The sequence below is a fragment of the Collinsella acetigenes genome (assembly GCF_012844445.1).
GTDB lineage: Bacteria > Actinomycetota > Coriobacteriia > Coriobacteriales > Coriobacteriaceae > Collinsella > Collinsella acetigenes.
The window spans coordinates 43,730-64,787 of sequence record NZ_JABBCP010000001.1 but is presented as its reverse complement, the minus strand read 5'-3'; the positions used below and the strand labels follow the sequence as shown (position 1 = coordinate 64,787).

The 21,058-nt window shown below is 55.9% G+C and carries 19 protein-coding genes and 1 tRNA gene; 5 read left to right on the top strand and 15 right to left on the bottom strand.

Going from position 1 to position 21,058, the window contains the following annotated elements:
• Positions 1-27 precede the first annotated feature (27 nt).
• Both HF320_RS00275 and HF320_RS00270 read left to right on the top strand, forming a co-directional pair.
• Positions 28-315 carry a helix-turn-helix domain-containing protein gene (locus HF320_RS00275; protein ID WP_169276574.1) on the top strand — a complete coding sequence of 96 codons (288 nt, stop codon included), beginning with the start codon at positions 28-30 and terminating at the stop codon, positions 313-315.
• An 18-nt stretch (positions 316-333) separates the two neighbouring features.
• Positions 334-2,130 carry a recombinase family protein gene (locus tag HF320_RS00270; RefSeq protein ID WP_169276573.1) on the top strand — a complete coding sequence of 599 codons (1,797 nt, stop codon included), beginning with the start codon at positions 334-336 and terminating at the stop codon, positions 2,128-2,130.
• A 77-nt stretch (positions 2,131-2,207) separates the two neighbouring features.
• On the opposite strand, the gene HF320_RS00265 is transcribed toward HF320_RS00270, so the two are convergent.
• From HF320_RS00265 to tilS, 5 genes are all read right to left on the bottom strand, one after another.
• Positions 2,208-3,032: a phosphatase gene (locus HF320_RS00265; protein WP_169276572.1), complete on the bottom strand. Its 825-nt coding sequence runs from the start codon at positions 3,030-3,032 to the stop codon at positions 2,208-2,210.
• 93 nt (positions 3,033-3,125) lie between these two features.
• Positions 3,126-4,319 carry a pyridoxal phosphate-dependent aminotransferase gene (locus HF320_RS00260; protein WP_169276571.1) on the bottom strand — a complete coding sequence of 398 codons (1,194 nt, stop codon included), beginning with the start codon at positions 4,317-4,319 and terminating at the stop codon, positions 3,126-3,128.
• 153 nt (positions 4,320-4,472) lie between these two features.
• Positions 4,473-6,563, bottom strand: a complete 2,091-nt coding sequence (gene ftsH / locus HF320_RS00255) for an ATP-dependent zinc metalloprotease FtsH (RefSeq protein WP_169276972.1) — start codon at positions 6,561-6,563, stop codon at positions 4,473-4,475.
• Positions 6,564-6,687: 124 nt separating this feature from the next.
• On the bottom strand, positions 6,688-7,236 hold the full coding sequence (hpt, locus tag HF320_RS00250) for a hypoxanthine phosphoribosyltransferase (RefSeq protein WP_022387203.1): 549 nt from the start codon (positions 7,234-7,236) through the stop codon (positions 6,688-6,690).
• A gap of 172 nt (positions 7,237-7,408) precedes the next feature.
• Positions 7,409-8,950, bottom strand: coding sequence for a tRNA lysidine(34) synthetase TilS (gene tilS / locus HF320_RS00245; protein ID WP_211158893.1), 1,542 nt, complete (start codon positions 8,948-8,950; stop codon positions 7,409-7,411).
• Positions 8,951-9,005: 55 nt separating this feature from the next.
• Between tilS and HF320_RS00240 the strand changes: the two genes are divergently transcribed.
• Positions 9,006-9,836 (top strand): MBL fold metallo-hydrolase, encoded by an 831-nt coding sequence (locus HF320_RS00240; protein WP_256376342.1) that lies wholly within the window; start codon positions 9,006-9,008, stop codon positions 9,834-9,836.
• A gap of 86 nt (positions 9,837-9,922) precedes the next feature.
• Here the strand turns inward: HF320_RS00240 and HF320_RS00235 are convergent, their stop codons facing one another.
• Positions 9,923-10,354 (bottom strand): Hsp20 family protein, encoded by a 432-nt coding sequence (locus HF320_RS00235; protein ID WP_040219581.1) that lies wholly within the window; start codon positions 10,352-10,354, stop codon positions 9,923-9,925.
• Between the two features lie 281 nt (positions 10,355-10,635).
• On the opposite strand from HF320_RS00235, the gene HF320_RS00230 reads away from it, so the two are divergent.
• Complete coding sequence (locus HF320_RS00230) at positions 10,636-11,115, top strand: hypothetical protein (RefSeq protein ID WP_169276569.1); 480 nt, start codon at positions 10,636-10,638, stop codon at positions 11,113-11,115.
• Between the two features lie 94 nt (positions 11,116-11,209).
• On the opposite strand, the gene HF320_RS00225 is transcribed toward HF320_RS00230, so the two are convergent.
• From HF320_RS00225 to HF320_RS00195, 7 genes are all read right to left on the bottom strand, one after another.
• Entirely contained in the window at positions 11,210-12,904 is a 1,695-nt protein-coding gene (locus HF320_RS00225; RefSeq protein WP_169276568.1) for a phospho-sugar mutase, read from the bottom strand.
• 383 nt (positions 12,905-13,287) lie between these two features.
• Positions 13,288-13,360: transfer RNA gene (locus HF320_RS00220), tRNA-Lys, on the bottom strand.
• A gap of 39 nt (positions 13,361-13,399) precedes the next feature.
• Positions 13,400-14,680 carry an aminopeptidase gene (locus HF320_RS00215; protein ID WP_169276567.1) on the bottom strand — a complete coding sequence of 427 codons (1,281 nt, stop codon included), beginning with the start codon at positions 14,678-14,680 and terminating at the stop codon, positions 13,400-13,402.
• Positions 14,681-14,765: 85 nt separating this feature from the next.
• Positions 14,766-15,353 carry a hypothetical protein gene (locus HF320_RS00210; protein ID WP_169276566.1) on the bottom strand — a complete coding sequence of 196 codons (588 nt, stop codon included), beginning with the start codon at positions 15,351-15,353 and terminating at the stop codon, positions 14,766-14,768.
• Positions 15,354-16,232 (bottom strand): phosphoribosylaminoimidazolesuccinocarboxamide synthase, encoded by an 879-nt coding sequence (locus tag HF320_RS00205; RefSeq protein WP_040219577.1) that lies wholly within the window; start codon positions 16,230-16,232, stop codon positions 15,354-15,356. It lies immediately after the preceding gene.
• 75 nt (positions 16,233-16,307) lie between these two features.
• Positions 16,308-17,984, bottom strand: a complete 1,677-nt coding sequence (locus HF320_RS00200) for a sensor histidine kinase (protein ID WP_169276565.1) — start codon at positions 17,982-17,984, stop codon at positions 16,308-16,310.
• The gene (locus HF320_RS00195; RefSeq protein WP_022387193.1) at positions 17,984-18,709 is read right to left on the bottom strand and encodes a response regulator transcription factor; all 726 of its coding nucleotides are present in this window, start codon (positions 18,707-18,709) and stop codon (positions 17,984-17,986) included. The genes HF320_RS00200 and HF320_RS00195 overlap by 1 nt, the downstream gene beginning before the upstream one ends.
• Positions 18,710-18,866: 157 nt before the next feature.
• Between HF320_RS00195 and HF320_RS00190 the strand changes: the two genes are divergently transcribed.
• A complete protein-coding gene (locus HF320_RS00190) occupies positions 18,867-19,472 on the top strand; it encodes a GNAT family N-acetyltransferase (RefSeq protein ID WP_169276564.1) in 606 nt (201 codons plus the stop codon).
• On the opposite strand, the gene HF320_RS00185 is transcribed toward HF320_RS00190, so the two are convergent.
• Together HF320_RS00185 and HF320_RS00180 are read right to left on the bottom strand one after the other, a co-directional pair.
• Positions 19,473-20,687, bottom strand: a complete 1,215-nt coding sequence (locus tag HF320_RS00185; protein ID WP_169276563.1) for a hypothetical protein — start codon at positions 20,685-20,687, stop codon at positions 19,473-19,475.
• Positions 20,684-20,950 carry a TIGR03905 family TSCPD domain-containing protein gene (locus tag HF320_RS00180; RefSeq protein ID WP_169276562.1) on the bottom strand — a complete coding sequence of 89 codons (267 nt, stop codon included), beginning with the start codon at positions 20,948-20,950 and terminating at the stop codon, positions 20,684-20,686. Before HF320_RS00180 ends, HF320_RS00185 begins: the two co-directional genes overlap by 4 nt.
• Between the last annotated feature and the right edge of the window lie 108 nt (positions 20,951-21,058).

Here is a 21,058-nt window from a genome sequence, read left to right as displayed (position 1 = left end):
ATGTCTACATAAATGGGGGTGATTTCAATGGATGAGAACACAGACAGCATGACTCCAGCCGAGGAGCTTAAACACATGCGCGAGCTGTACGGTATGAAGCGCTCCGAGTTCTGCGAGCATTTTGGAATCCCTCTACGCTCGCTGCAACATTGGGAGATTGGAGACCGCAAGCCGGCTCCATTTCTGGTTTTCCTTATTCGCAAGGTGTACGACCTCGAACAGGAGAATAAATACTTGCAAGAGTGCATCGACACGCTCGACCGTCAAAACGATGAGCTGAAAGCACTTATTAAATCTCAGGCAAATACACAGTAATAACCGAGGTGGATTTTCATGAGTACAAATAAAGAATTACGCGAGGGGGTGGCCGACAAGGCAAAAACCTGCTTCCTGTATGTTCGCGTCTCCACGAAGATGCAGGTGGAGAATGGGGAATCAATCGAGGCGCAGCTGTACGACCTGCGCGACTATGCAAAGCGAAATAACCTGCGCATCTTGCACGAATATATTGACGATGGATATTCAGGTAAGAACATCACCGGGCGTCCCCACTTCCAAGAGATGATGGAAGAGATAAAATCCGGTGTTCGCGTGAACTATGTTCTTGTGTTCAAGCTGAGCCGTTTCGGGCGTAACGCAGCAGACGCACTTTCGTCGCTTCAGCTTATGCAGGATTACGGAACAAACCTCGTCTGCGTCAAGGATGGCATCAACAGCGAAGCCCAGATGGGCAAGATGATGATTGCGTTCATGTCGGCGTTCGCAGAAATGGAGCGTGAAAACATCCTTGTTCAGACGATGGCTGGGCGCGAGCAGAAGGCCCGCGAGGGAAAGTGGAATGGCGGACAAGCCCCCTATGGCTATAAGCTCGTCAAAGACGAAAAGGGCAAGGGGCATCTGGAAATCGACGAAGACGAGGCGGAAATCGTTCGCATAATATTCCACGAGTACACCAAGAAGGGCAAGGGCGTTATGGCGCTCGCATCTTGGCTTAATGCGCAGGGATACCGTAAGAATGTCCGTGGAAACGGCAAGTACGAGCACTTTGTCCCGACGTTTCTAAAGAACGTACTGTGCAACCCCGTATATGTTGGAAAAATCGCTTACGGACGTCGCAGGACGACACCCGTCAAGGGCAAGCGCAACGAATACCGCATGATTAAGCAGTCCGATTATGACGTGTACGATGGAGAGCACGAGGCCATCATTGACGAGGCCATATGGAACGCAGCGCAGGAGCGCATGGCCGAGGAGTCCCATCCGTTCCCAGAAGCAAAGACTGGCGAGCACGTGCATCTTCTCACGGGAATGCTCATCTGCCCGGTATGCGGGCGCAAGATGATTGCCAACGTCTCACACGGAAAGCGAAAGAAGGACGGGACCGTAGGCAAGTCCACCTACGCGTACGCCTGCAAGTACAGCAAGAAACAGTTCGGGCCAAGCTGCACGTTTACCCGCCAGTTCAAGCAAGAGTACATCGACAGAGAAGTAATCGAGGTCATAGCACGTGCCGCCTACTCCGACATATTCGAAGAGCGTGTGCGCGACGAGCTTGATGCCGCTGTGGATATTGAAAAGCTGGAAGCGGACGTGGAACGCATAGGCAAGGCACTGGACAACAACAAGGCTGCAAGGCGCATGCTGTCCCGCAAGCTCGATTCTTTGGACGTCTCCGACCGTAGCTATGAGCGGAAGTACGAGGATATGCAGGCACGACTCGATAAGCTCTATGATGAGTGCGCAGACATCGAGGCAGCGTTCGGCAACGCAGAGTCGAAGCTGGAGAGTGCCAAGGAGAAGCAAGTGACGACTGCTCGCATATACGAGATGCTTGACGAGTTTCGTGAACATTTCGACGAGTATGGCCCTGTGCGTAAGAAGGAGATTCTGCGGCAGGTAGTGGATAGTGTTGAGATAAATCCTGATGCAAACCCGAAGAAGGGTGACACGATTGTGACACGCGTGCGCTTCAGGTGCCCCGTATCCTTTTATCCTACGTTGCCCGAAGAGGCTTATGATGCACTAGGCATCAAGGAGTTCAACCGCTTGGAAACGACAGAATATGTCTCCGAGAATAATTCTCGGGTTGACGAAGATACCGTTGAGACAGTAGCGGTCTTAACGCGCTAAAAATTGCCCCGGCAGACCTTGGACTGCCGGGGCAATTTCATTTGCAAAATGTGTTTAAACGCGTTGGCGCACGAAAGCTACTCCTCAAGATAACTCGTCAAATCACAGACGCCAGCCGCTGCCATTTCGCCTACGAGGGTCTTACGATCACGATTCATGATGAGCTCCTCAGGGAAATGGATTTCCTCAAGAAGCGAGATCGTGCGAGGGAACACACCGATATCGAGCGAAATATGGGCATCGGTGGAAACGGTGATACCGCACCCCAGCTCCGCGCAACGCTCGGCGATTTTGCGGCACGTGTCGACGCACGAACCGTGAGGACCTCCGGCAAAGCTATGCTCGTTGATCTCGATAAGCTTATGCTTTTCCTTAGCAGCAAGAACTACTTCATCGATATCATAGGGAACCCCAGACCTGCCGGTATGTCCCAGCACGAACACCTTGGGGTTATCCAAAACGTTCAGATACATCTGAGTAGCCTGCGCAAGCGTTGCGTTCTTCGCAAACTCGTCGTAATGAATGCTCGCCACCAAATAGTCGAGGTTTTTTGTCGTGCACTCAAAGAGAGTCTGCTCGCCCTTGAGCACCCGTCCCACGATGTTTTCCGGACATACGATGTCTTGGCCAAAAAGTCCACCATCAAGCGTAAGGATGTCGGCCTCGGCACCGCGCAGCACCATCACGCCATCCCACATGCGCGGCCAGACGCTCTGATTGATAAAGAACTGGTAGTCGCGAATATGAACCGTGGGCGAAATCATGCTCGCAAAGTGATCGGCAGACCCCAGCACCTCAAGGCCACGCTCGCGCGCTGCCGCAACGTTCTCGGTAATCGTTGAATACGCATGGCGTGAAAACAGCGTGTGGGTATGGATATCTCCCTTGATGGAATATGTCATGCAATGCTCCCGTTCGCTCGACTTCGCATCCATTGTAAGGCGACGCGTCCCGCTCTTCCGTCGCTCTTATCAGGCAGTTTAGAGCCGCCGAGATCACTTCACCGCAAGGTATTCCTCGGCAAGAGCGCGCCAAGCAGGCAGGGAGTTTTGAATCGTCTCGTAGCTCACGCAATAGCCCAAACGGAACCAGCCGGGTACGCCAAAGCTATTGGAGGGAACGGCCAGCAGTTCATACTTTTTCGCACGCTCGCAAAACGCTTCGGCATCCGGCTCGAGAGCCTTGACCCACAGGTAAAAGGCGCCATCCGGCTCAACATAGGTGTAACCGTACTCGCCTAGAGCACCGGCAAGAGCCTCGCGATTGCGCGCATAGGCGTCCACATCGCTCGGCTCGTCGATGCAATCCATCACGACACGCTGAAAAAGCGCGGGAGCACACACAAAACCAAGGGTGCGTGCCGCGCCCGCGACGGCAGGCATCACGCGCTCCGCCCGGGGCATAGTATTGGGGACAAGCACCCAACCCACGCGCTCGCCAGGAAGCGAAAGCGACTTGGAGTACGAATAGCAAACGATCGTGTGCTCATAGAGCGCAGGCACCCAGGGCACCTCGGCACCATAGACAATCTCGCGATACGGTTCGTCCGAGATGAGATAGATCGGGTTTTGGGGATCGCGCTTCTTGTTCTCCTCGCGCAGGATATCCGCCAAGCGTTCGAGCGCATCTTGCGTGTAAACCGCACCGGTGGGATTGTTGGGAGAATCGATAATGATGGCGGCAGTCTTATTGGTAATGGCGCGCTGGACGTTGTCGACGTTTATCTGGAAGGTTTCCTCGTTTGCAAGCGCTTCGACACAGGTACAACCGGCCTTCTCGATCCATACGCGATACTCAGGAAAATACGGAGCGATGACAACAACCTCATCGCCGGGATTGGTGATAGCGGTAAGTGTGCACGTGAGCGAAGCTGCAGCACCAACCGTCATGAACACGTCCTTGCCCTCGTACGACGTGCTAAAGCGACGATTCAAGGATTCTGCCACCGCAGCGCGACAGGCAGGCAAGCCAGGAGCGGGCGTATAGCCATGGACCTGCTCACTTGGCAGCTCAAGGGACCTTTTAATCGAATCGTTGACTGCGGCGGGCGCAGGAACGCTCGGATTACCCAGCGAGAAATCAAACACGTTCTCGGCACCGATCTGCGCCTTGCGTTCCAGTCCATAGGAAAAAATCTCGCGGATAATTGAGCTCTCGGCTCCACGCGCATACATGGTTTCGTTAATCATATGATCCCCTTTCAAGCAATGCGCAAAGCATCGCCGTTTTATATGCGGCAATTGTACGCGCTTTAACAAGGTAAAGCACTCTTATTTATCAAGATATAAAAATGCCCACCGCCAATCTGCCGGTGGGCACATATCAAACGCTGGATAGGGCTATTAGCAATCCGCCGAATCTTTTGGCGTCGCTTCTTCATCGGACGCGCCATCGTTTTGCGAATCGTTGGTAGCCGCCTCTGCCTCCACAGCTGCCTGAGCATATGCAGCAGCGTCCGCGGCAAGCTCCTCCTCGCTCATGCGAGGAGCGCGGCGGTGCGTCGTCGAGGAAGACGTCGCCTCTGCAGAAGACCCCTCCTGCTCTTTGCCGGCAAGGTACTCGTCCCACTTGTTGTCGAGCAGAGCATCGACAGCATCGCCTTCGACCGTCTCACGCTCAAGAAGCACCTTGGCCATAAGATCAAGCTGCTCGCGGCGCTCACCCAGGATGCGCTCTGCACGCTCATGGGCCTCACGCATGATGCGCTGGACCTCGGTGTCAATGCGGCGAGCCGTCTCCTCGGAATAATCCTGGTGGTCGGCATAGTCACGGCCCAAGAACACCTGATGCTGAGCCTCGCCAAACACCTGAGTGCCCAGCTCCTTGCTCATACCCAAACGCGTAACCATCTCGCGGGCCATCTTCGTTGCGCGCTCGAGGTCGTTCGATGCGCCCGAGGTGATGTCGTCGCACATGAGCTCCTCAGCAACGCGACCGCCCAGGAATACGGCAAGCTCGTCGAGCATCTCGTTTTTGGTCTTAAGGAAGTGATCCTCGGTGGGCAGCTGCATGGTATAACCAAGCGCCTGGCCTCGCGCGATGATTGAAATCTTGTGCACGGGGTCAGAGTGCTCCAGAATGTGCCCGACAAGCGCGTGTCCGCTCTCGTGATAGGCGATCGTGGTGCGCTCAACATCGGTCATCACACGGCCCTTGCGCTGCGGACCGGCAATGACACGCTCCATGGACTCTTCGATTTCGTCCATGCCAATCTGCTTCTTGCGACGACGAGCAGTAAGCAAGGCAGATTCGTTAAGGAGGTTTGCCAGGTCTGCACCGGTAAAGCCAACGGTCAGCTGCGCAAGCTTATCAAGGCGCACATCGGAAGCCAGAGGCTTGTTCTTGGAATGAACGCCCAAAATATGCTCGCGACCCTTGACATCCGGACGGTCAACCGTGATCTGACGATCAAAACGACCGGGACGCAGCAGGGCGGGGTCCAAGATGTCGGGGCGGTTGGTCGCGGCAAGAAGAATCACGCTCTCGCTCTCTTCAAAGCCATCCATCTCGACCAGCAGCTGATTGAGCGTCTGCTCACGCTCGTCATGGCCGCCGCCCAGACCAGCGCCGCGCTGACGTCCCACGGCATCGATCTCGTCGATAAAAATGATGGAAGGAGCCTGCACCTTGGCCTCTTTAAAGAGGTCGCGCACGCGCGATGCGCCCACGCCGACAAACATCTCAACAAAGTCGGAGCCGGAAATGCTAAAGAACGGCACGCCGGCCTCGCCAGCAACAGCCTTGGCGAGCAACGTCTTACCGGTGCCCGGAGGGCCAACCAGCAAAACGCCACGCGGAATCTTTGCGCCAAGCTTGCGATAGCGCTCGGGCTCAACCAGGAAGTCGCGAATCTCCTCGAGCTCCTCAACCGCCTCGTCGATGCCGGCGACATCGGAGAACTTAACCTTGGGACGCGTGGACTCGTTGGTCTTTGCGTTGGTCTTGCCAAACTGCATGTTCTTGTTGTTGACACCCATCATCTGCCGCATAAAGTAAATGACGATAATGATGAGCATCACGCTCGGCAGGGCGTTGATCAACATATCCGACCAAAAGTCGGGATTGTTGGTGTTCACGATATACGTGGTTTTCGGATGCTTGGCCATGAGCTCGGCCAGCGAATCGGAACCAACATAATGCGTGGTAAACGTCACGAGTTTGGATTCTTTGCCAATCTCGGACTTCTTTTTCCAGTACTGTCCCTCAACCGAACCATCGGCCACGGTATACGTTGCCGTCTTGACGCGATCTTGCTTGACTGCGGTTACAAAGTTGCTGGTGGCAAGCTCGGTGGACTTCTTACCGGCATCAAAAACGCCGCCCAAATTCATAAAGAGATAGGCAAGCAAAGCGCAAACGATCAGAAAGTACAGCCAGCTTGCACGGCCGGACGGCCTGCGTCCGCCGGGGCCGCCGTTGCCATCCTGACCCATCAAGCGCTTATATTCATCGCGCAGAGCCTGGCGTTCGTCATCTTGCGGGCGCTTGGGCTCTTGAGGTGCTTGGTCTTGAAGCAGCGAAGGAGCTGCCTCGGTATCGGGATAAGAAAGGCTCATATTACGAGTAGACCTCCGGTTTGAGCACGCCTACGTAGGGAAGGTTGCGGTAGCGCTGAGCATAGTCCAGGCCGTAACCCACCACAAAATCGTCCGGGCAGTGCGTGCACACATACTTGGGATTGATAGCAGCCTGCTTGCCCTCGATATCCTTCCAAAGGAAGGTAGCGACCTCGATGGAGGCGGGCTGGCGGCTCGACAGATTCTTGATCAGATACTTAAGGGTGATACCGGAGTCGAGAATATCCTCGACGATCAGCACGTCACGACCCTTGATATCGATATCGAGGTCTTTGACGATGCGAACGATGCCCGACGACTTAGCGCCGTCGCCATAGCTCGACACGGCCATAAAATCGATGGCAAGCGGGCAATCGATAGCGCGCATGAGGTCGCCCATGAACACAACGGCGCCGCGAAGAACGGCGATGAGCACAAGGTCTTTATCCTTGTAGTCCTCGCTGATCTGCGCACCGACGCGCTTTACCATTGCGGTGATTTCTTCCTCGGTAAAGAGAATGTGGTCGACATCGGGATGCATGGCTTCCATGACGGTCCTTTCTGGCTCGTGAATCCCTGAAAATATTCATCAAAACGCACGTTTATTCGCATGCGAACGATGAACGTCCATTTTACGCGCAGTTTACGCAGGCATACCAGAGGGAGTTGCCCTGTGACGCACAGTCACGCGTAAGACACATATTGATGTGCCGCCACCCATGTTACTCCATTCGTTTGAGCACGATTTTCACGGCATAGCGGGTGGCAGCGGTGCACTTAAAGCGGTCGTCGGCACGCACTCCGGCAACCCAAACGATCGAGCAGGCGGGACCGGTACGAACAACGGGCACGGCAGCTCGCTCGGAGACGGGTATTTTTGCCTCGTTGAGAATATCCGAAACCTTCTTTGAGCGTCCGTGCATGCCCAGCGGGCACATCACATCGCCCGCGACGGCAGAATCTACCCATACTTTTACGCGGGTCGAAGAAACCGCCCCGCGTTTTTCTGCAAGCGATGCTGTATCGGCAGGACCATACCCAAGCGCCTCGGCATCGGCAAGAAGAACCGGAAAACCATTGAGATCATGGGCGGCGGCGCGAATCGCAGCATCAAAATCAATCACCGCGGGCAACTCGACAATCGACGCTTCGAGCACGCATCCATTGCCGCACGCCATGGTTCCCGGAACACTCAGCCACCCCACGGGAGCAGCCTCGCGCGCAGCAGCCGTGCGCATGGCCAAGGTGCCAAACTCCATGCGCGCGTCGATGCCTCCCGGCAGCGTGCGCGACCCCGAGCGAGCGGCAACACAGGAAAGGACCGCCTCGACATGACGCATCTCAAGGCGCGCCTCGGAATCGATCATACGAATTGCAAGGCGAATCATGCGGCGCGCGATCGCTACCTCCGCCGCGGCAAGACGATCGCCATCAAGGACCACAAGCCCCTCCTGCTGGCGACGAATGCAAGAGCGAAGCGCCGTCGAGGCAAGTTGGGATAGGAAGGCATCCTCATCGCCCAAGATGTCACAGGTCGAGCCAATGGTAGATGCAATGTTTCCGTTGCGCTCAAGCGCAAGCGGCATCACGTTATGGCGCACGAAGTTACGCAGGTACGATGTATCGTTATTGCTTTCGTCCTCACGCCAAGGCTGGTTGGCGCACCGCAGGTAATCGCAAAGTTCATCATGGGTTTTGTCAATCAAGGGCCTCACCACGATATTGCGGCGGCGCGGAATGCTCGATAGTCCGGCCGGCCCCGATCCCTTGATGGCGTTCATGAAAAAGGTCTCGGCACGATCGCTCGCCGTATGCGCCGTAAGAATACGTGCGGCAGAACGGGGGACGCCAACCTCTCGGCAAAGCTCACGCACGTAGCGCTTAGCCGCCGCGTAGCGGACCTCTCGCGCTGCTGCCTCGAGATTTTGTCCCTCAAGGCATTCGAAGGAAGCGTGCTCCACACACAGAGGCAGGCCAAAACGCTCGCACAAATCGCGAACGAACATCTCGTCGCCGTCAGAAGCCTCTCCGCGCAAGTGATGGTTAACGTGCAGCACGTGCAGCCTCTCCCGCGCGATGGGGGCGCAGCCCCGACCGTCTGCGATATCGAGCCGCGACGAGCACGCCATCAAAAGAAGCGCCGTAGAGTCCGCGCCACCTGATACCATGAGCACCACGGGCGCCGCGGCACGCATGGAATCATCCGATGCTAAAGCGGAGACATCGCCCGTCGTCAGGTTATAGTGCTGAGACACCGTTGGCATCAAAAACCTCCTTGGAACCGCACACATTGTATCTTTTGGAAGGCCTCGAGGCATCTTGAACTCACTTGGTAAGCATCACCCTCTCCACCTCCATATCCTCGCCTCGGGGTCAAAGGGCAACTGCGCGTTTGTAGAGGGACCGCAAGGACTCGTCATGATCGACGACGGTCTTTCGAGGCGCGAGGTGCTCAAGCGCATGGACGAGCTCAAGCTTCGTGTTGAAGACATTAAAGCCCTGGTACTCACCCATGAACATTCCGACCATATCAAGGGGCTCACCGTCTGGTGCAAAAACTGGTCGGGCTCCATGTTCTGCAGCCCGCAAACGCGTTGTGCAAAGCCCGCGCTCGAAGAGCTTCCCTTCACCCCCGTCGAACCCGGCTGTGCCGTCAACGTAGCCGGAATGCGTATCGATACCTTTTCCACCTCGCACGACGTCGCAGGTCCTATGGGATTTAGGTTTTCCTACCAGGATGATTCCATCGGATACATCACCGATACGGGAATCATCACCGAGGGCGCCAAGGCCACGCTACCCGACGCTCGCATCCTGGCGATCGAAAGCAACCATGACGTTCCCATGCTTCGCTGCGGTTCCTATCCCCGGTTTTTGCAAGACCGCATCATCTCGTCAACAGGGCACCTTTCCAACCAACAGGCTGCCGATGCCCTTCCCGCCCTGGTTGGTTCCCACACGCAGTATGTCATCGCCATGCATATCTCGCAGGAAAACAATCGTCCCAGTCTCGCCGTGCGGGCATTTGCAGAATCGCTCGGGGCAACCCTCGATAACGAGCTTGGATCTTCTGCAACGCTCACCCGCACAGCAGGGGAGCCAATTCACATTCGCGCAGCGGGTCAAAACCGCCCCATCAGCATTTGGTAGCACGCCATGTGCTAACGAAAAGGGTCCGACCCTAAAAGCCGGACCCCAAACACGCCAGGCAGGCGCATGTCTTTTGCTGTAGTTAGCTAGTCGATGGAAATCTTCGTGACGTTCTTCTTCTCGACAATCTTGGGCACCGCGACGGTCAAAATGCCGTCAGCATACTTTGCAGAAAGGCCCTCGCTCGAAGCGTCCTTCAGATAGACACCACGCGTCGCGCTGTAAGAGACAAACTCCTTCTGCAAGAAGTTCTTGTCCTTGTCCTCCTCCTTGTCCTCGACGTTCACGGAGATGGAAAGACGACCCTCGTTAAGCTCGACGTCGATATCGTCCTTCGAAACGCCGGTGAAGTAGGCCTTGACCTCGTAGCCGTCGCCCTTGTCCTCGACATCGATGGGGAACGCCTTGGAGGACAGCGGAGTAGTCAAATCCATCATGTCGTCGAAAGCATCAAACAGCGAAGCCGGAACGGTCGGACGAATACCAAAAACCGAACGATAAGGAACCATGCTTGCCATAATGAATCACTCCTTTTGTGATTGCCACGTGCCATTCATATGACTCGCGGCTTCTTGGAACACTTCTGTTATGCCCTGACAATTCTGTTCTAAACAGCCTATTTCAGATTTTTTAAGCGTCACACTATCATCAAATCTAAGTTACGTAGACTTAGATTTACGTCGCCCTACCGCCTTGTTGTGAAATTCGTTAAATTCGGTTTTTTGATCTATGCCCCATATCGAAAGCGCTTTCAAAAATCCTAGAATGTACGCAGATACGGGCTTCACTAAGGTGTGATATGGGCGACATTGACGACGGACTGAATAGCTACCCTCAAAGCGACGATACGCTGGCTCCCGACGAGCAGCCGTTGCCGAACCTGCCTGCCGCAAAAGCGCCCTATCGCCGTCAAACGCCGCATATCACCCAATCCCCCATCGACGATGTTGAGCCCAGCTACGTCACGCGCGAGCGCTATGTAACACTCGAACAGGCACGTGGAGGTCGCAAGCATATGGGCACAGCAACAAGCGATCCTCAATATCTTTCTCCCACGGGATATGAGAAAAGCGGACACCTTTCTCCAAATGTGAGCAGGGAACGCGACGGTGGACGCGCCGCGGTGCATTACGAGCGTTATCTGCAGACGCCAAAGCCAGGTAAATCGATTTTTATTTCCCGCCAAGAGCGCGCTCGCAAACGCAATCGACGCCTTCTTCTGGCCGCAATCATCGTTGTCGTGGTGGCGATTCTTCTCAAGGTCTTCGTTTTCCATTAAGGAAGCAGCCGAGAGCATATGCTGTCGATACAACAGGGGCGGAAACGGCACAAAACCGTTTCCGCCCCTGTTCTTTTGTTCTTTGCCGCCTTGGCTACGAAAGCAGCTCGCGGCCGCCCTTCTCGATAGCATCAAGCAGCGAATCGGCCTCCGCTGCATCCTTGCCGGTAGCAAAGATATACAGCTTGATCTTGGGCTCGGTGCCGCTCGGGCGAACGATCGCCTTGTTGCCACCCTCAAGGTCGTACTCGAACACGTTGGCCTTCGGCAGGCCATTCACGCCGTCCTTGTAATCGACAACGGACTCGACCTTCATACCTGCAATGCAGGCAGGAACCTCGTTGCGCAGGTTAACCATGATGGAGGCCATCTTGTCGGCGCCCTCGGCACCCGGATAGGCAATAGCAACCGTGCGGTTGTGATAGTAACCGTACTTCTTATAGAGCTCCTGCATGGCCTGAACCAGATTCAAACCCTGAAGCTTGTAGTACTGAGCCATCTGGCAGATGAGCATCGACGCGTTGACAGCGTCCTTGTCGCGCACGTGGTCGCCCGAGAGATAACCGTAGCTCTCCTCAAAACCAAAGATAAAGCGGTCGACTTCACCTGCGTCAGAAAGACCCGTAATGATGTCGCCAATGTACTTGAAGCCGGTGAGGCAGCGGCGCATTTCAAAGCCGTATTCCTGGGCAAGGGCATCAACCATGGCAGAAGATACGATTGTGGTGACCGCCACTTTATGGGAAAGATCCTCACCGCGCTCAAGACGCATCTTGCAGATGTAATCAAGCAGCAAGACACCCATTTCGTTGCCGGTGATGAGCGTGTAGTCATCGCTGTCGGCGCATGCCACGCCCACGCGGTCGGCATCCGGATCGGTTGCAAGCAAAAGATCGGGCTTGACTTCCTGGCACAGCTCGATGCCCTTCTGCATCGCCTCGCGGATCTCCGGATTGGGATACGGACAGGTGGGGAAGTTGCCGTCAGGGTCGCGCTGCTCGGGAACGATGGTGATGTCGGTCACACCAACGCGCTTAAGGACCTCGGTGACCGGGATCAAACCGGTGCCGTTAAGCGGCGTATAGACAAGTTTGAGGGGAGCCTGGGCAACCTGTTCGTCGGTCAGGTTATTGACGGACTTAGCGACCACGGCATCGTAGTACGCATCGAGGCAAGAATCGTCAATCCACCTGACAAGACCCTGCTCCACCGCCTCGTCAAAATCCATAGTCTTGACGTCGGCAAAGGGGTCGGTAGCCTGCATCGCCGCAGAAATAGCCGCCGCGGCCTCGGAGGTAATCTGGCAACCATCCGGACCATATGCCTTGTAGCCGTTATACGGCGCCGGGTTATGGCTTGCCGTCATGCAGATGCCGCCCGAACAATTGAGGTAGCGCGTAGCCCACGAAAGGGTGGGCACAGGCGAAATCTTGGGGTAGATGTAGGACGTCACGCCGTTAGCAGCCAGAATAGACGCCGTTGTCTTAACGAAAAGCTCGCCCTTGTTGCGGCTGTCACGGGCAATGGCAACGGTAGGATTATCGAACGTCTGGTTGAGGTAATCGGCAAAGCCCTGCGTGGCACGGCCAACCGTGTAGATATTCATACGATTGGTGCCCGCGCCAATGGTTCCACGAAGACCAGCGGTTCCAAACTCGAGGTCTTGGAAAAACGCATCGGTGATAGCTCCGGCATCACCGTCTTCTTTTAGTTTGGTGAGCTCAGCGAGCAGCTCTGGATCCTTCACATGCTCGATCCATGTGTCGAGCAAAGCGTAAACATCAGCCATCAGTCGCTACCTTTCCGTTAATTGAGCCTATAGGGCATCTTGTTAATGATACGGCAGATACCCTATCCTCATGAGCTCTATTCTCTATGCGCGTCCCATTTGGCTGTCAGCTGAGTTTTATTGGACCCGTCGCGTGGGCGCCAAGGGCGCGATAGACGCGACAGCGGAATGACAGGATAACGGTCCGACGATGCCGGCACGGCCGCCGGAGCACCTCTCTCCATTCCAAACGAAGCAGAAAATCCCATTTAGATTGCCTGCAAACCACTTTAAATGGGATTTTCTGCTTCATTTGGGATATGGATATGGCGACAGGGTTCGAACCCATGGGCGTGTAACAAAAAAGCCCGGGGCGCGTGCTCCGGGCTTTTTCTTGTAAAGGGTGGACCGTCAGGGGTTCGAACCCTGGGCCTTGGGATTAAAAGTCCCCTGCTCTGCCAGCTGAGCTAACGGTCCGCGTTTGGCATTGTACCACGCTTGGGCGCTATGATTGCGTTATTCCCAGCTCCATTGGCCGTTCACGAATACCGGAACCTCTGTGCCATCGGCGCAGATTCCCATAATGTCCAGATCATCGGTACCAATCATGAAATCGACGTGTGTAGCAGATGTATTGACACCGCGACGGCGCAGCTCGTCTTGATCCATCTCGTAGCCACCCTCGTAGCACTCCGGGAAACCAATTCCCAAAGCAAGATGGCAGCTGGCGTTCTCGTCGTACAGTGTGTCGTAAAACAGCGTGTTGCTCTGACGAATGGGCGTATTCTTTGAGATCAAGGCAACTTCTCCCAGGCGATGAGCGCCCTCATCGGTCTCAATGATGCTCGCAAGCGTATCGCGACCTACCGCAGCGTCGAAATCGACCACGCGGCCGCCCTCAAAACGCATCCAGAAGTTTTCGATCTTATTGCCATGGCGAACGAGCGGCATAGCAGAATACACCACGCCATCCACGCGCTCGCAGTCCGGAGAGGTGAAGACCTCCTCGGTGGGCATATTCGGGAAGAACGGGTGGCCCTGCGGGGTCTCACCGCGACCGCCGGCCCACAGGTGACGATCGGTCATTCCAATAACCAAGTCGGTGCCGTTTTCGGCCGTATAGTGCAGCGCGTCAAAGTGATGCTCGTTGAGAAAGCGCAGGTTTTTATCGAACGTTGCGTCATGAAGCTCCCAGTCGCTCTCGGGATCGGCGCCATCGGCGCGGGCGGTGGAAAGAATCGCTTTCCACAGAAGGTAGACCGCCACTTCATCGTCAACGCCGGGGAAGACATGCTGTGCCCAGGCAACAACGGGAGCACCTGCGATACACCAAGGGTTGATGTTGAAGTCCAGACCGCGACGATACTCGCGGCACTGCGTGTTGCGTGCGCGAGCGGCAGCCGCAGGCTTCGCGGGATCGATCCCACGCAAAGCCTCGGGGTCGGTACCCTCAACAAAAATGAAGCATGCACCGTCGTGTGCGAGAGAATCCAACTGCTCGCGTTGCCACTGCGGCACCTGCTCAAAATACGCCGCGTCAACGTTCTCGTACGTCAGACGCTGCACGGCATCGTCATGCCAAAGCATGGTTACATGGCAGGCGCCGGCTGCATAGGCCTGTGCTACCAAAAGACGCGCGAATTCCGCGCACTCTACCGGAGCATTGACAACAACCTCCTGCCCCGCGCGAACATTCACGCCCTTGCGCACGATCAATCGTGCATAACGCTCGATGGTCGGACGCAGCGCTATCATTCCCGCGCGCGCATCGGCCGCCGTCAACCCGTATGATTTCATATCCACTCCTCGGATTCTCAAAGCAAGGGCACGCCGCACTGCTGTACGACGCGCCCATATGATACCAACCTTATATCAGGATCGGCTATTTCTTCTTGCTCTCGCGCTTTGCCTTCTTGGCGTCACGCTCAGCCGCGTCCTTCTCGATCAAATTATTCAAACGCTTCTCGCTAAGACCCTCGGCCTTGCTGCGACATGCGTTGCGAATAGGACGGATGCGTACCAAGTCGTAGATAAACGCACCAAGGATGCACGCATACGCGATAACGATACCGATGATCTGGGTCGTCTGCATCTCCTGGCCCCTCGTGGTGCCGATCATGAGCCACACGATGACGATAGCAATGAGACCGGCTGCGAGCAGTACCCAGAAGAACTTACGGCGGCGAGAATAATCCTCATCCTTGCGCATCAACGCATTGGAAGCCGCATAAAGACGGTCCTCCTGCAGACGCTCGGCCTGCTTGCGGGCGCGCTTCTCTTCTTTGCTCAAGCCGGCAAGGCTCTCGCCACGCTCGGCCTGCTTACGCTTCTCCTTCGAGCTAGCGGGCACGACACGCACCGAGCTCGCAGCAGAGCGAGCGGGCTTTGCCGAAGCGGCAGATTTGCGCATATAGCCGGGCTTGGCATCCGGATTGGTGTTACGTTCGTTCTGGGGACTACGGGTGCTCACTTACGCGTTCTCCTTCATGGGCTTAAATTCTTCACCCGTGATAGCCTGGAAAGCCTCACGGTAGCGCTGGGTCGTTCCTTCAAGCACCTCTTCGGGAAGGTGCGGGGGCTCACCGGTCATATCCCAATTGGCACGGAGCCAATTGCGCAGATACTGCTTGTCAAAGCTCGACTGAACCTTGCCCTCCTCATAGGAGTCGGCGGGCCAGAAGCGGCTGGAGTCGGGAGTCATGCACTCATCGATGAGGGTGACCTTGCCATCGATGATGCCAAACTCGAACTTGGTGTCGGCAATAATCACGCCGCGAGTCGCCGCGTACTCGGCAGCAGCGGTGTAGATCTTCAAAGAGTAGTCGCGCAGCTGAGAGGCGATATCGGAGCCCACCAGGTCAACGCACTGCTCGTAGGAGATGTTCTCGTCATGGTCGCCAATAGCAGCCTTGGTAGAGGGCGTGAACAAAGGCTCGGGAAGCTTGGAGGCCTCGGTAAGGCCGGCGGGCAGCTTGATGCCGCATACAGTGCCGTCCTGATCGTAGGTCTTTTTACCAGAGCCGGTCAGATAGCCGCGCACGATGCACTCAACAAGAATCGGCTCGGCCTTGCGCACCAGCATGGCGCGACCGCACAGATAATCACGATATTGAGCGAACTCCTCGGGGAAATCTGCCGGGTCGATGCTCACCATGTGGTTGGGCAGGATATCGGAAAACTTGTCGAACCAGAATTTGGAAATACGGTTCAGAACCTCGCCCTTAAAGGGAATCTCATCGGGCAGGATGAAATCGAAAGCGGAGATACGGTCGGTAGCAACCATCAACAGGTTGTCACCGGCATCATAGATATCGCGAACCTTGCCGCGGGAATCGGGACGAAGATCCATCGTGCTCACGAAAATCAACTCCTCAAGTAGGCTTTATTGGAATACGGCGGCAGCGGACTAAGCCTTGAGCCGCAGCTAACGCTCTATTGTAGTAGAAGAGGGCTGCTGCTGTTGCTCACGCGGCAAATGAATCGTAAAAGTCGTACCCTTTTCAAGTTCCGACTCCACCGAAATGAATCCATGGTGACGCTCGACAATCTGCTTGGTCACGGCAAGACCCACGCCCAAGCCGCCCGCTTCACGGGCACGGCTAGCATCGGCGCGCCAAAAACGACCAAAGATACGAGACAGATCCTCTTTGGCAATGCCAATACCGGTATCCGACACCGAGATCGTCAGATGCTTTCGATCGAGGCCCACGGTCACAATCACCCAGCCACCTTCGGGCGTGTAGCGCATGGCATTACTCATGAGGTTAATCACGCACTGCGTGATCATATCGGGATCAACCTTGATAAAGGGCATCTTGCCCTGCGTCTCGTCCGCAAATCGCAAGCGAAGGTCGCGTTCGTGGAACAGGGGCTCTTGTGCGTTGACGATCCCACGCACCAGCTCGACCATATCGACAGCCTCGATGTTCATGGGCGCCGTATGGTTTTCCATGCGCGAAAGGTCAAGCATCTGCTGCACAAGGCGCGCCAGACGGCGCGTCTCGGATGCAACCGTCTCGAGATGCTCGTTATCCGTAGGATACACGCCATCTTGCATAGCCTCGACGGTAGCAAGCATTGCCATCAGCGGTGTACGAAGCTCATGGGCAACGTCGGAGGTCAGACGGCGCTCATGCTTGAGGTCCTTCTCAAGCGAGGTGGCCATCTCGTCAAACGTCTCACCCAGCTGATCGATCTCGTCGTCGCCACGCATATTAGTACGCGCGGACAGATCGCCATCTCGAATCTGTTTCGCCGTTCCGGTGATGCGACGAATGGGGTTCGTGAGCATACGGGATACAAATAGGCCGATCATGACAGAAATGGCAACAGCGATCGCCGCGGCCAAGAACATGGCGTCGATCGTCTTCTCTCTAAAGGCAGTATCGGTCTTGGTGAGCAACACATCGCTGCCCAGGACCCACAGGCGAACCTTACCCACCACCTTGCCATCAGAAGTGGTAATGGGTTCGGTGATAGCCCCCTCCTCATCGGTAGGAGCGGTGGAGATCAGGCCATGGCGGTCGAACTTGATCTTTGGTTCGTCCTTTTCCGCAGCGGTGGCGGAGCCCTCCGCCGACGTTGCGGCCTCCTGCCCGGCAGACCCTTGATCGGTAGCGACAACAGAGCCCTCTTCCGCGGACCCCGTATCCGGTACGGGTTCGGCCTCGGATTTCTTCACATCGGCGGCAACCGATGCAACCGGCCACGTATCGTCGTAAAGAATGGTCCCCTCGGCATCGAGGACCTGCAGGCCGATGTCGTCGGATATCGAACTCGATTGCGCAATGGCATACAGCGTGTCGACGGTCCACTCGCCATCTTGCTCATAGCTGTCGGCGAGCTTCTCGCTCGTCAGCTTGGCGAGGTCGACCACGTTGGCGCGCGTATACTCAGAAAAAGCGCTGCCCCACACCACCATGATGACGCATACCAGTATGAGCACCGTCATCAGCGATGTGAGGGCAAAGGAAAGCGCCATGCGAGAGCCGTAGCTCAGGCCCGAGCGCGAATCGGAACGAGGCGTATTCCAGCTTGCGCGGGAATTCGCCTCGTTATCTGACTTATGTTTTTGTCCGGTGACGATATGAGCGGGAAGCATTACTTCTGAGCGCCCTCGTCCGCCTTAGCCTGCGGAGCCTCAAAGCGATAGCCCACACCATGCACGGTGTAGAGCCACTTGGGCTTCTTGGGATCATCGCCCAGCTTGGCGCGCAGGTTCTTGACATGACTGTCGATCGTGCGCTCATAGCCCTCGAAGTCGTAGCCCAAAACCTTCTCGACAAGCTCCATGCGGTTATACACGCGACCGGGATGACGAGCCAGGGTGGTGAGCAGCTTGAACTCAGAAGCAGTGAGGTCGACTTCTTTGTTCTCGACCAAAATCTTATGACCGGAAATATCGATGACCAGATCGCCAAAATCGAGAACCTCAACCTGCGGCTCATCGGCGATGTGCGTACGACGGAAGAGGGCACGCACGCGAGCGACAAGCTCGCGAGGCGAGAACGGTTTAATCAAATAGTCGTCTGCACCAAGCTCGAGGCCGATGATACGATCCTCAACCTCGCCCTTCGCGGTTAGCATGATGATAGGCACATCGGAGGTGTCGCGAATGGCACGACACACGCGCTCGCCCGAAAGCTTGGGAAGCATGAGGTCCAGCACGATCAGGTCAAACTGGTGCTTCTCAAACTCCTCAACAGCGGACTGACCGTCACCGACGCCGACGACCCAATAGCCCTCGCGCTCGAGGTATGCAGCGACAGCATCGCGGATGGCCTTCTCGTCCTCGACCAGAAGGATCTTCCTTGCATCTGAAGCCATATCAGGCCTCCTTGTCTCAAAGTCCGTAAACTACGTTATTTTAACGCACAAAACGCATTTGCGTTTCGCTCATGTGTCAACGCCGTCCGTTGTTGGGGCAACGGTAGCATCTGGAGTACATTGTTCCCAGATTCTCAAATTTCTTCCAGGAGATGTCATGGCTCTTCACATTCGTCCGGCACAGGCCTCTGACGCTGCCGATTTGCTAGCAATCTATGCTCCATATGTTCGCGAGACCACGGTGACATTCGAGTTTGACGTCCCCAGTGTCAAAGAATTCGCAGCCCGCATCGAGCAGGCACAAAAACGCTACGCTTACCTAGTTCTTGAGAAAACGGACGAAGATGAGTCAGAACGCTGTGCCGTTGGATATGCCTACTATGGCGCGTTCAAAAGTCGTCCCGCATACCAGTGGGCAGCCGAGACTTCCATCTACCTTGCCGAGAAAGAGCGCGGGCATGGAGCCGGCTCCATTTTACTCAGCGCCCTGGAATCCTGCATGGCAGCTCAAGGCATTACCAACAGCGAAGCATGCATAACCGGCGAAAACGATTCTTCGGTCGAATTCCATCGCAGGCACGGATACGAGGAACGGGCGCGTTTCATCAAATGCGCCAACAAGTTTGACCGATGGCTAGACGTGGTGTGGATGGAAAAATACATAGGGCCGCATGGCGAGAATCCTCAGCCCATACAGCCCCTTGATAACCTTGAACTCATGCGAATCGTCGATTTGGCAAACGAACGCCTAAACAAACGCTAGCTATAACGAAAACACGCGCACGCACACGCTCTCGGGAATACCTTGGGCATCCTTAATGGTGGCGAAGGTAACCAAATTGTCCGTGGCGCCCTCACTTGCGGGGTAGTCGCCGTAATCGAGAGAACGATCGGGGCACGCCACCACCGAGTACTTCTGAGCGTCGGTATCGACAACGCATGTCGAGGAGCGCGTCTTCAGACAAAAACGCGTGCCCTTGCCGCACACACCCGCCGCGGGCTCGCGTGAAATGTAAACGAAGGGACCTCCCTCGCGTCCGATAAACGTTCCCATGTTGCCAAGCCTACCGGCGCCGTCATAGCTCGCTTCGATAGCGAAGGCAAACACGTCGTTCAGATAAGCGGCCTCGAAAGGACGAACCCCCGCCGGCAGCACGAGCTGGTCGATTTGTCCATGGGGGGAATCGGCAAGATTCAGCGCCGTCATACCGTAATAGGTTCCCTCATCCTCATGCACGCGTGGCGAAATGGTAAGGATGTCGTTCGACACCCGCGGATGGGTGGCAAAGCGGCCAGGCGAGGTGTAGAGCGTGGTCTTGCTGCCATCGATCAGATTCCACTGATAGCACTTACTGGAAGACGCGCTCTTTGATCCAGAGGAATTGGGCATCTTTTGCCAGATTACGCACGCGCCATACGGCGAAAACATCGGAGGTTCCCAATCGCCATTGCCGTGATCGATCTTTTGCGGATCGCCAGAGACCTGGCCATCGGCAAAAGCCTGAGCATACAAAGACCAGGCAAACGAAGAGTAGTTGAGCTCTACCCAGCAGAACACCCCCGTGCCCACGCGCACGTCGTAAAACTCGTAGCCCGCGCCCAAAACCGGCTTGGACCGAAGTGTGACAGGAGATCCAGACGAAAGCGAGAACACTCCAATCGAATTGGGCGTGGCAGCAGACTCGGGCGCAAACATGGCGGCAGACCAGGAGCCCTGGCTGTAAAAGGGAACGGTTCCCACGGGGAGGTTCCAGGTGTACGCAGCGGTAAGGGTTGTGTCCACGCTCTCGTACTCATCCAACGCGTCGATGATCTTGGAATCATCGGTGAGCACCTGAGGCTCACCCGTGGTGCCCTTCGACTCGGCGCCCTTATCTTTTTTTCCGCTGCAGGCAGAAAGCAGGGTCGCGGCGGCCGCAGCCATGCCGCCGCCAAGAAACCCTCTTCGGCTTATGCCCGATTTACTAATTAAGCTCATGCGTTTGCCTTGGCAACTGCCTCTTTAAGCGCCAAGGTCATTTGGTCGGCACAAGATGTTGGGCGCGGACCGCAGGTGTTGCCAGCAAGAAGATCGACGATCTGCTGAACCGGCTGGCCCTCAACGAGCTTTGAGATTGCCTTGAGGTTGCCGTTGCAGCCACCCGTGAACTCGATGTGCTCGACGGTCTGAGCGTCGTCGGAAACGGCAACGTGAATGTTGCGCGAGCAAACGCCGTGCGGCGCGAAGTCGAACTCGATCATGATGTGTTTCCCCTCGTTTTGCTTTATCCATATCTACGTGTTCGTTGGTTGTACCCCATTGTAAAGGCGCGCACGCGAATGCGACAGCCTTGAAGGGTTCGACACAAA

What these genes read in the sequence shown, in the direction of transcription:
- HF320_RS00275 (WP_169276574.1), top strand. Translation starts at nt 28, where the DNA reads ATGGATGAGAACACAGACAGCATGACTCCAGCCGAGGAGCTTAAACAC.
- HF320_RS00270 (WP_169276573.1), top strand. Translation starts at nt 334, where the DNA reads ATGAGTACAAATAAAGAATTACGCGAGGGGGTGGCCGACAAGGCAAAA.
- HF320_RS00265 (WP_169276572.1), bottom strand. Translation starts at nt 3,032, where the DNA reads ATGACATATTCCATCAAGGGAGATATCCATACCCACACGCTGTTTTCA.
- HF320_RS00260 (WP_169276571.1), bottom strand. Translation starts at nt 4,319, where the DNA reads ATGATTAACGAAACCATGTATGCGCGTGGAGCCGAGAGCTCAATTATC.
- ftsH (WP_169276972.1), bottom strand. Translation starts at nt 6,563, where the DNA reads ATGGGTCAGGATGGCAACGGCGGCCCCGGCGGACGCAGGCCGTCCGGC.
- hpt (WP_022387203.1), bottom strand. Translation starts at nt 7,236, where the DNA reads ATGGAAGCCATGCATCCCGATGTCGACCACATTCTCTTTACCGAGGAA.
- tilS (WP_211158893.1), bottom strand. Translation starts at nt 8,950, where the DNA reads ATGCCAACGGTGTCTCAGCACTATAACCTGACGACGGGCGATGTCTCC.
- HF320_RS00235 (WP_040219581.1), bottom strand. Translation starts at nt 10,354, where the DNA reads ATGGCAAGCATGGTTCCTTATCGTTCGGTTTTTGGTATTCGTCCGACC.
- HF320_RS00230 (WP_169276569.1), top strand. Translation starts at nt 10,636, where the DNA reads ATGGGCGACATTGACGACGGACTGAATAGCTACCCTCAAAGCGACGAT.
- HF320_RS00225 (WP_169276568.1), bottom strand. Translation starts at nt 12,904, where the DNA reads ATGGCTGATGTTTACGCTTTGCTCGACACATGGATCGAGCATGTGAAG.
- HF320_RS00215 (WP_169276567.1), bottom strand. Translation starts at nt 14,680, where the DNA reads ATGAAATCATACGGGTTGACGGCGGCCGATGCGCGCGCGGGAATGATA.
- HF320_RS00205 (WP_040219577.1), bottom strand. Translation starts at nt 16,232, where the DNA reads ATGGATCTTCGTCCCGATTCCCGCGGCAAGGTTCGCGATATCTATGAT.
- HF320_RS00200 (WP_169276565.1), bottom strand. Translation starts at nt 17,984, where the DNA reads ATGCTTCCCGCTCATATCGTCACCGGACAAAAACATAAGTCAGATAAC.
- HF320_RS00195 (WP_022387193.1), bottom strand. Translation starts at nt 18,709, where the DNA reads ATGGCTTCAGATGCAAGGAAGATCCTTCTGGTCGAGGACGAGAAGGCC.
- HF320_RS00190 (WP_169276564.1), top strand. Translation starts at nt 18,867, where the DNA reads ATGGCTCTTCACATTCGTCCGGCACAGGCCTCTGACGCTGCCGATTTG.
- HF320_RS00185 (WP_169276563.1), bottom strand. Translation starts at nt 20,687, where the DNA reads ATGAGCTTAATTAGTAAATCGGGCATAAGCCGAAGAGGGTTTCTTGGC.
- HF320_RS00180 (WP_169276562.1), bottom strand. Translation starts at nt 20,950, where the DNA reads ATGATCGAGTTCGACTTCGCGCCGCACGGCGTTTGCTCGCGCAACATT.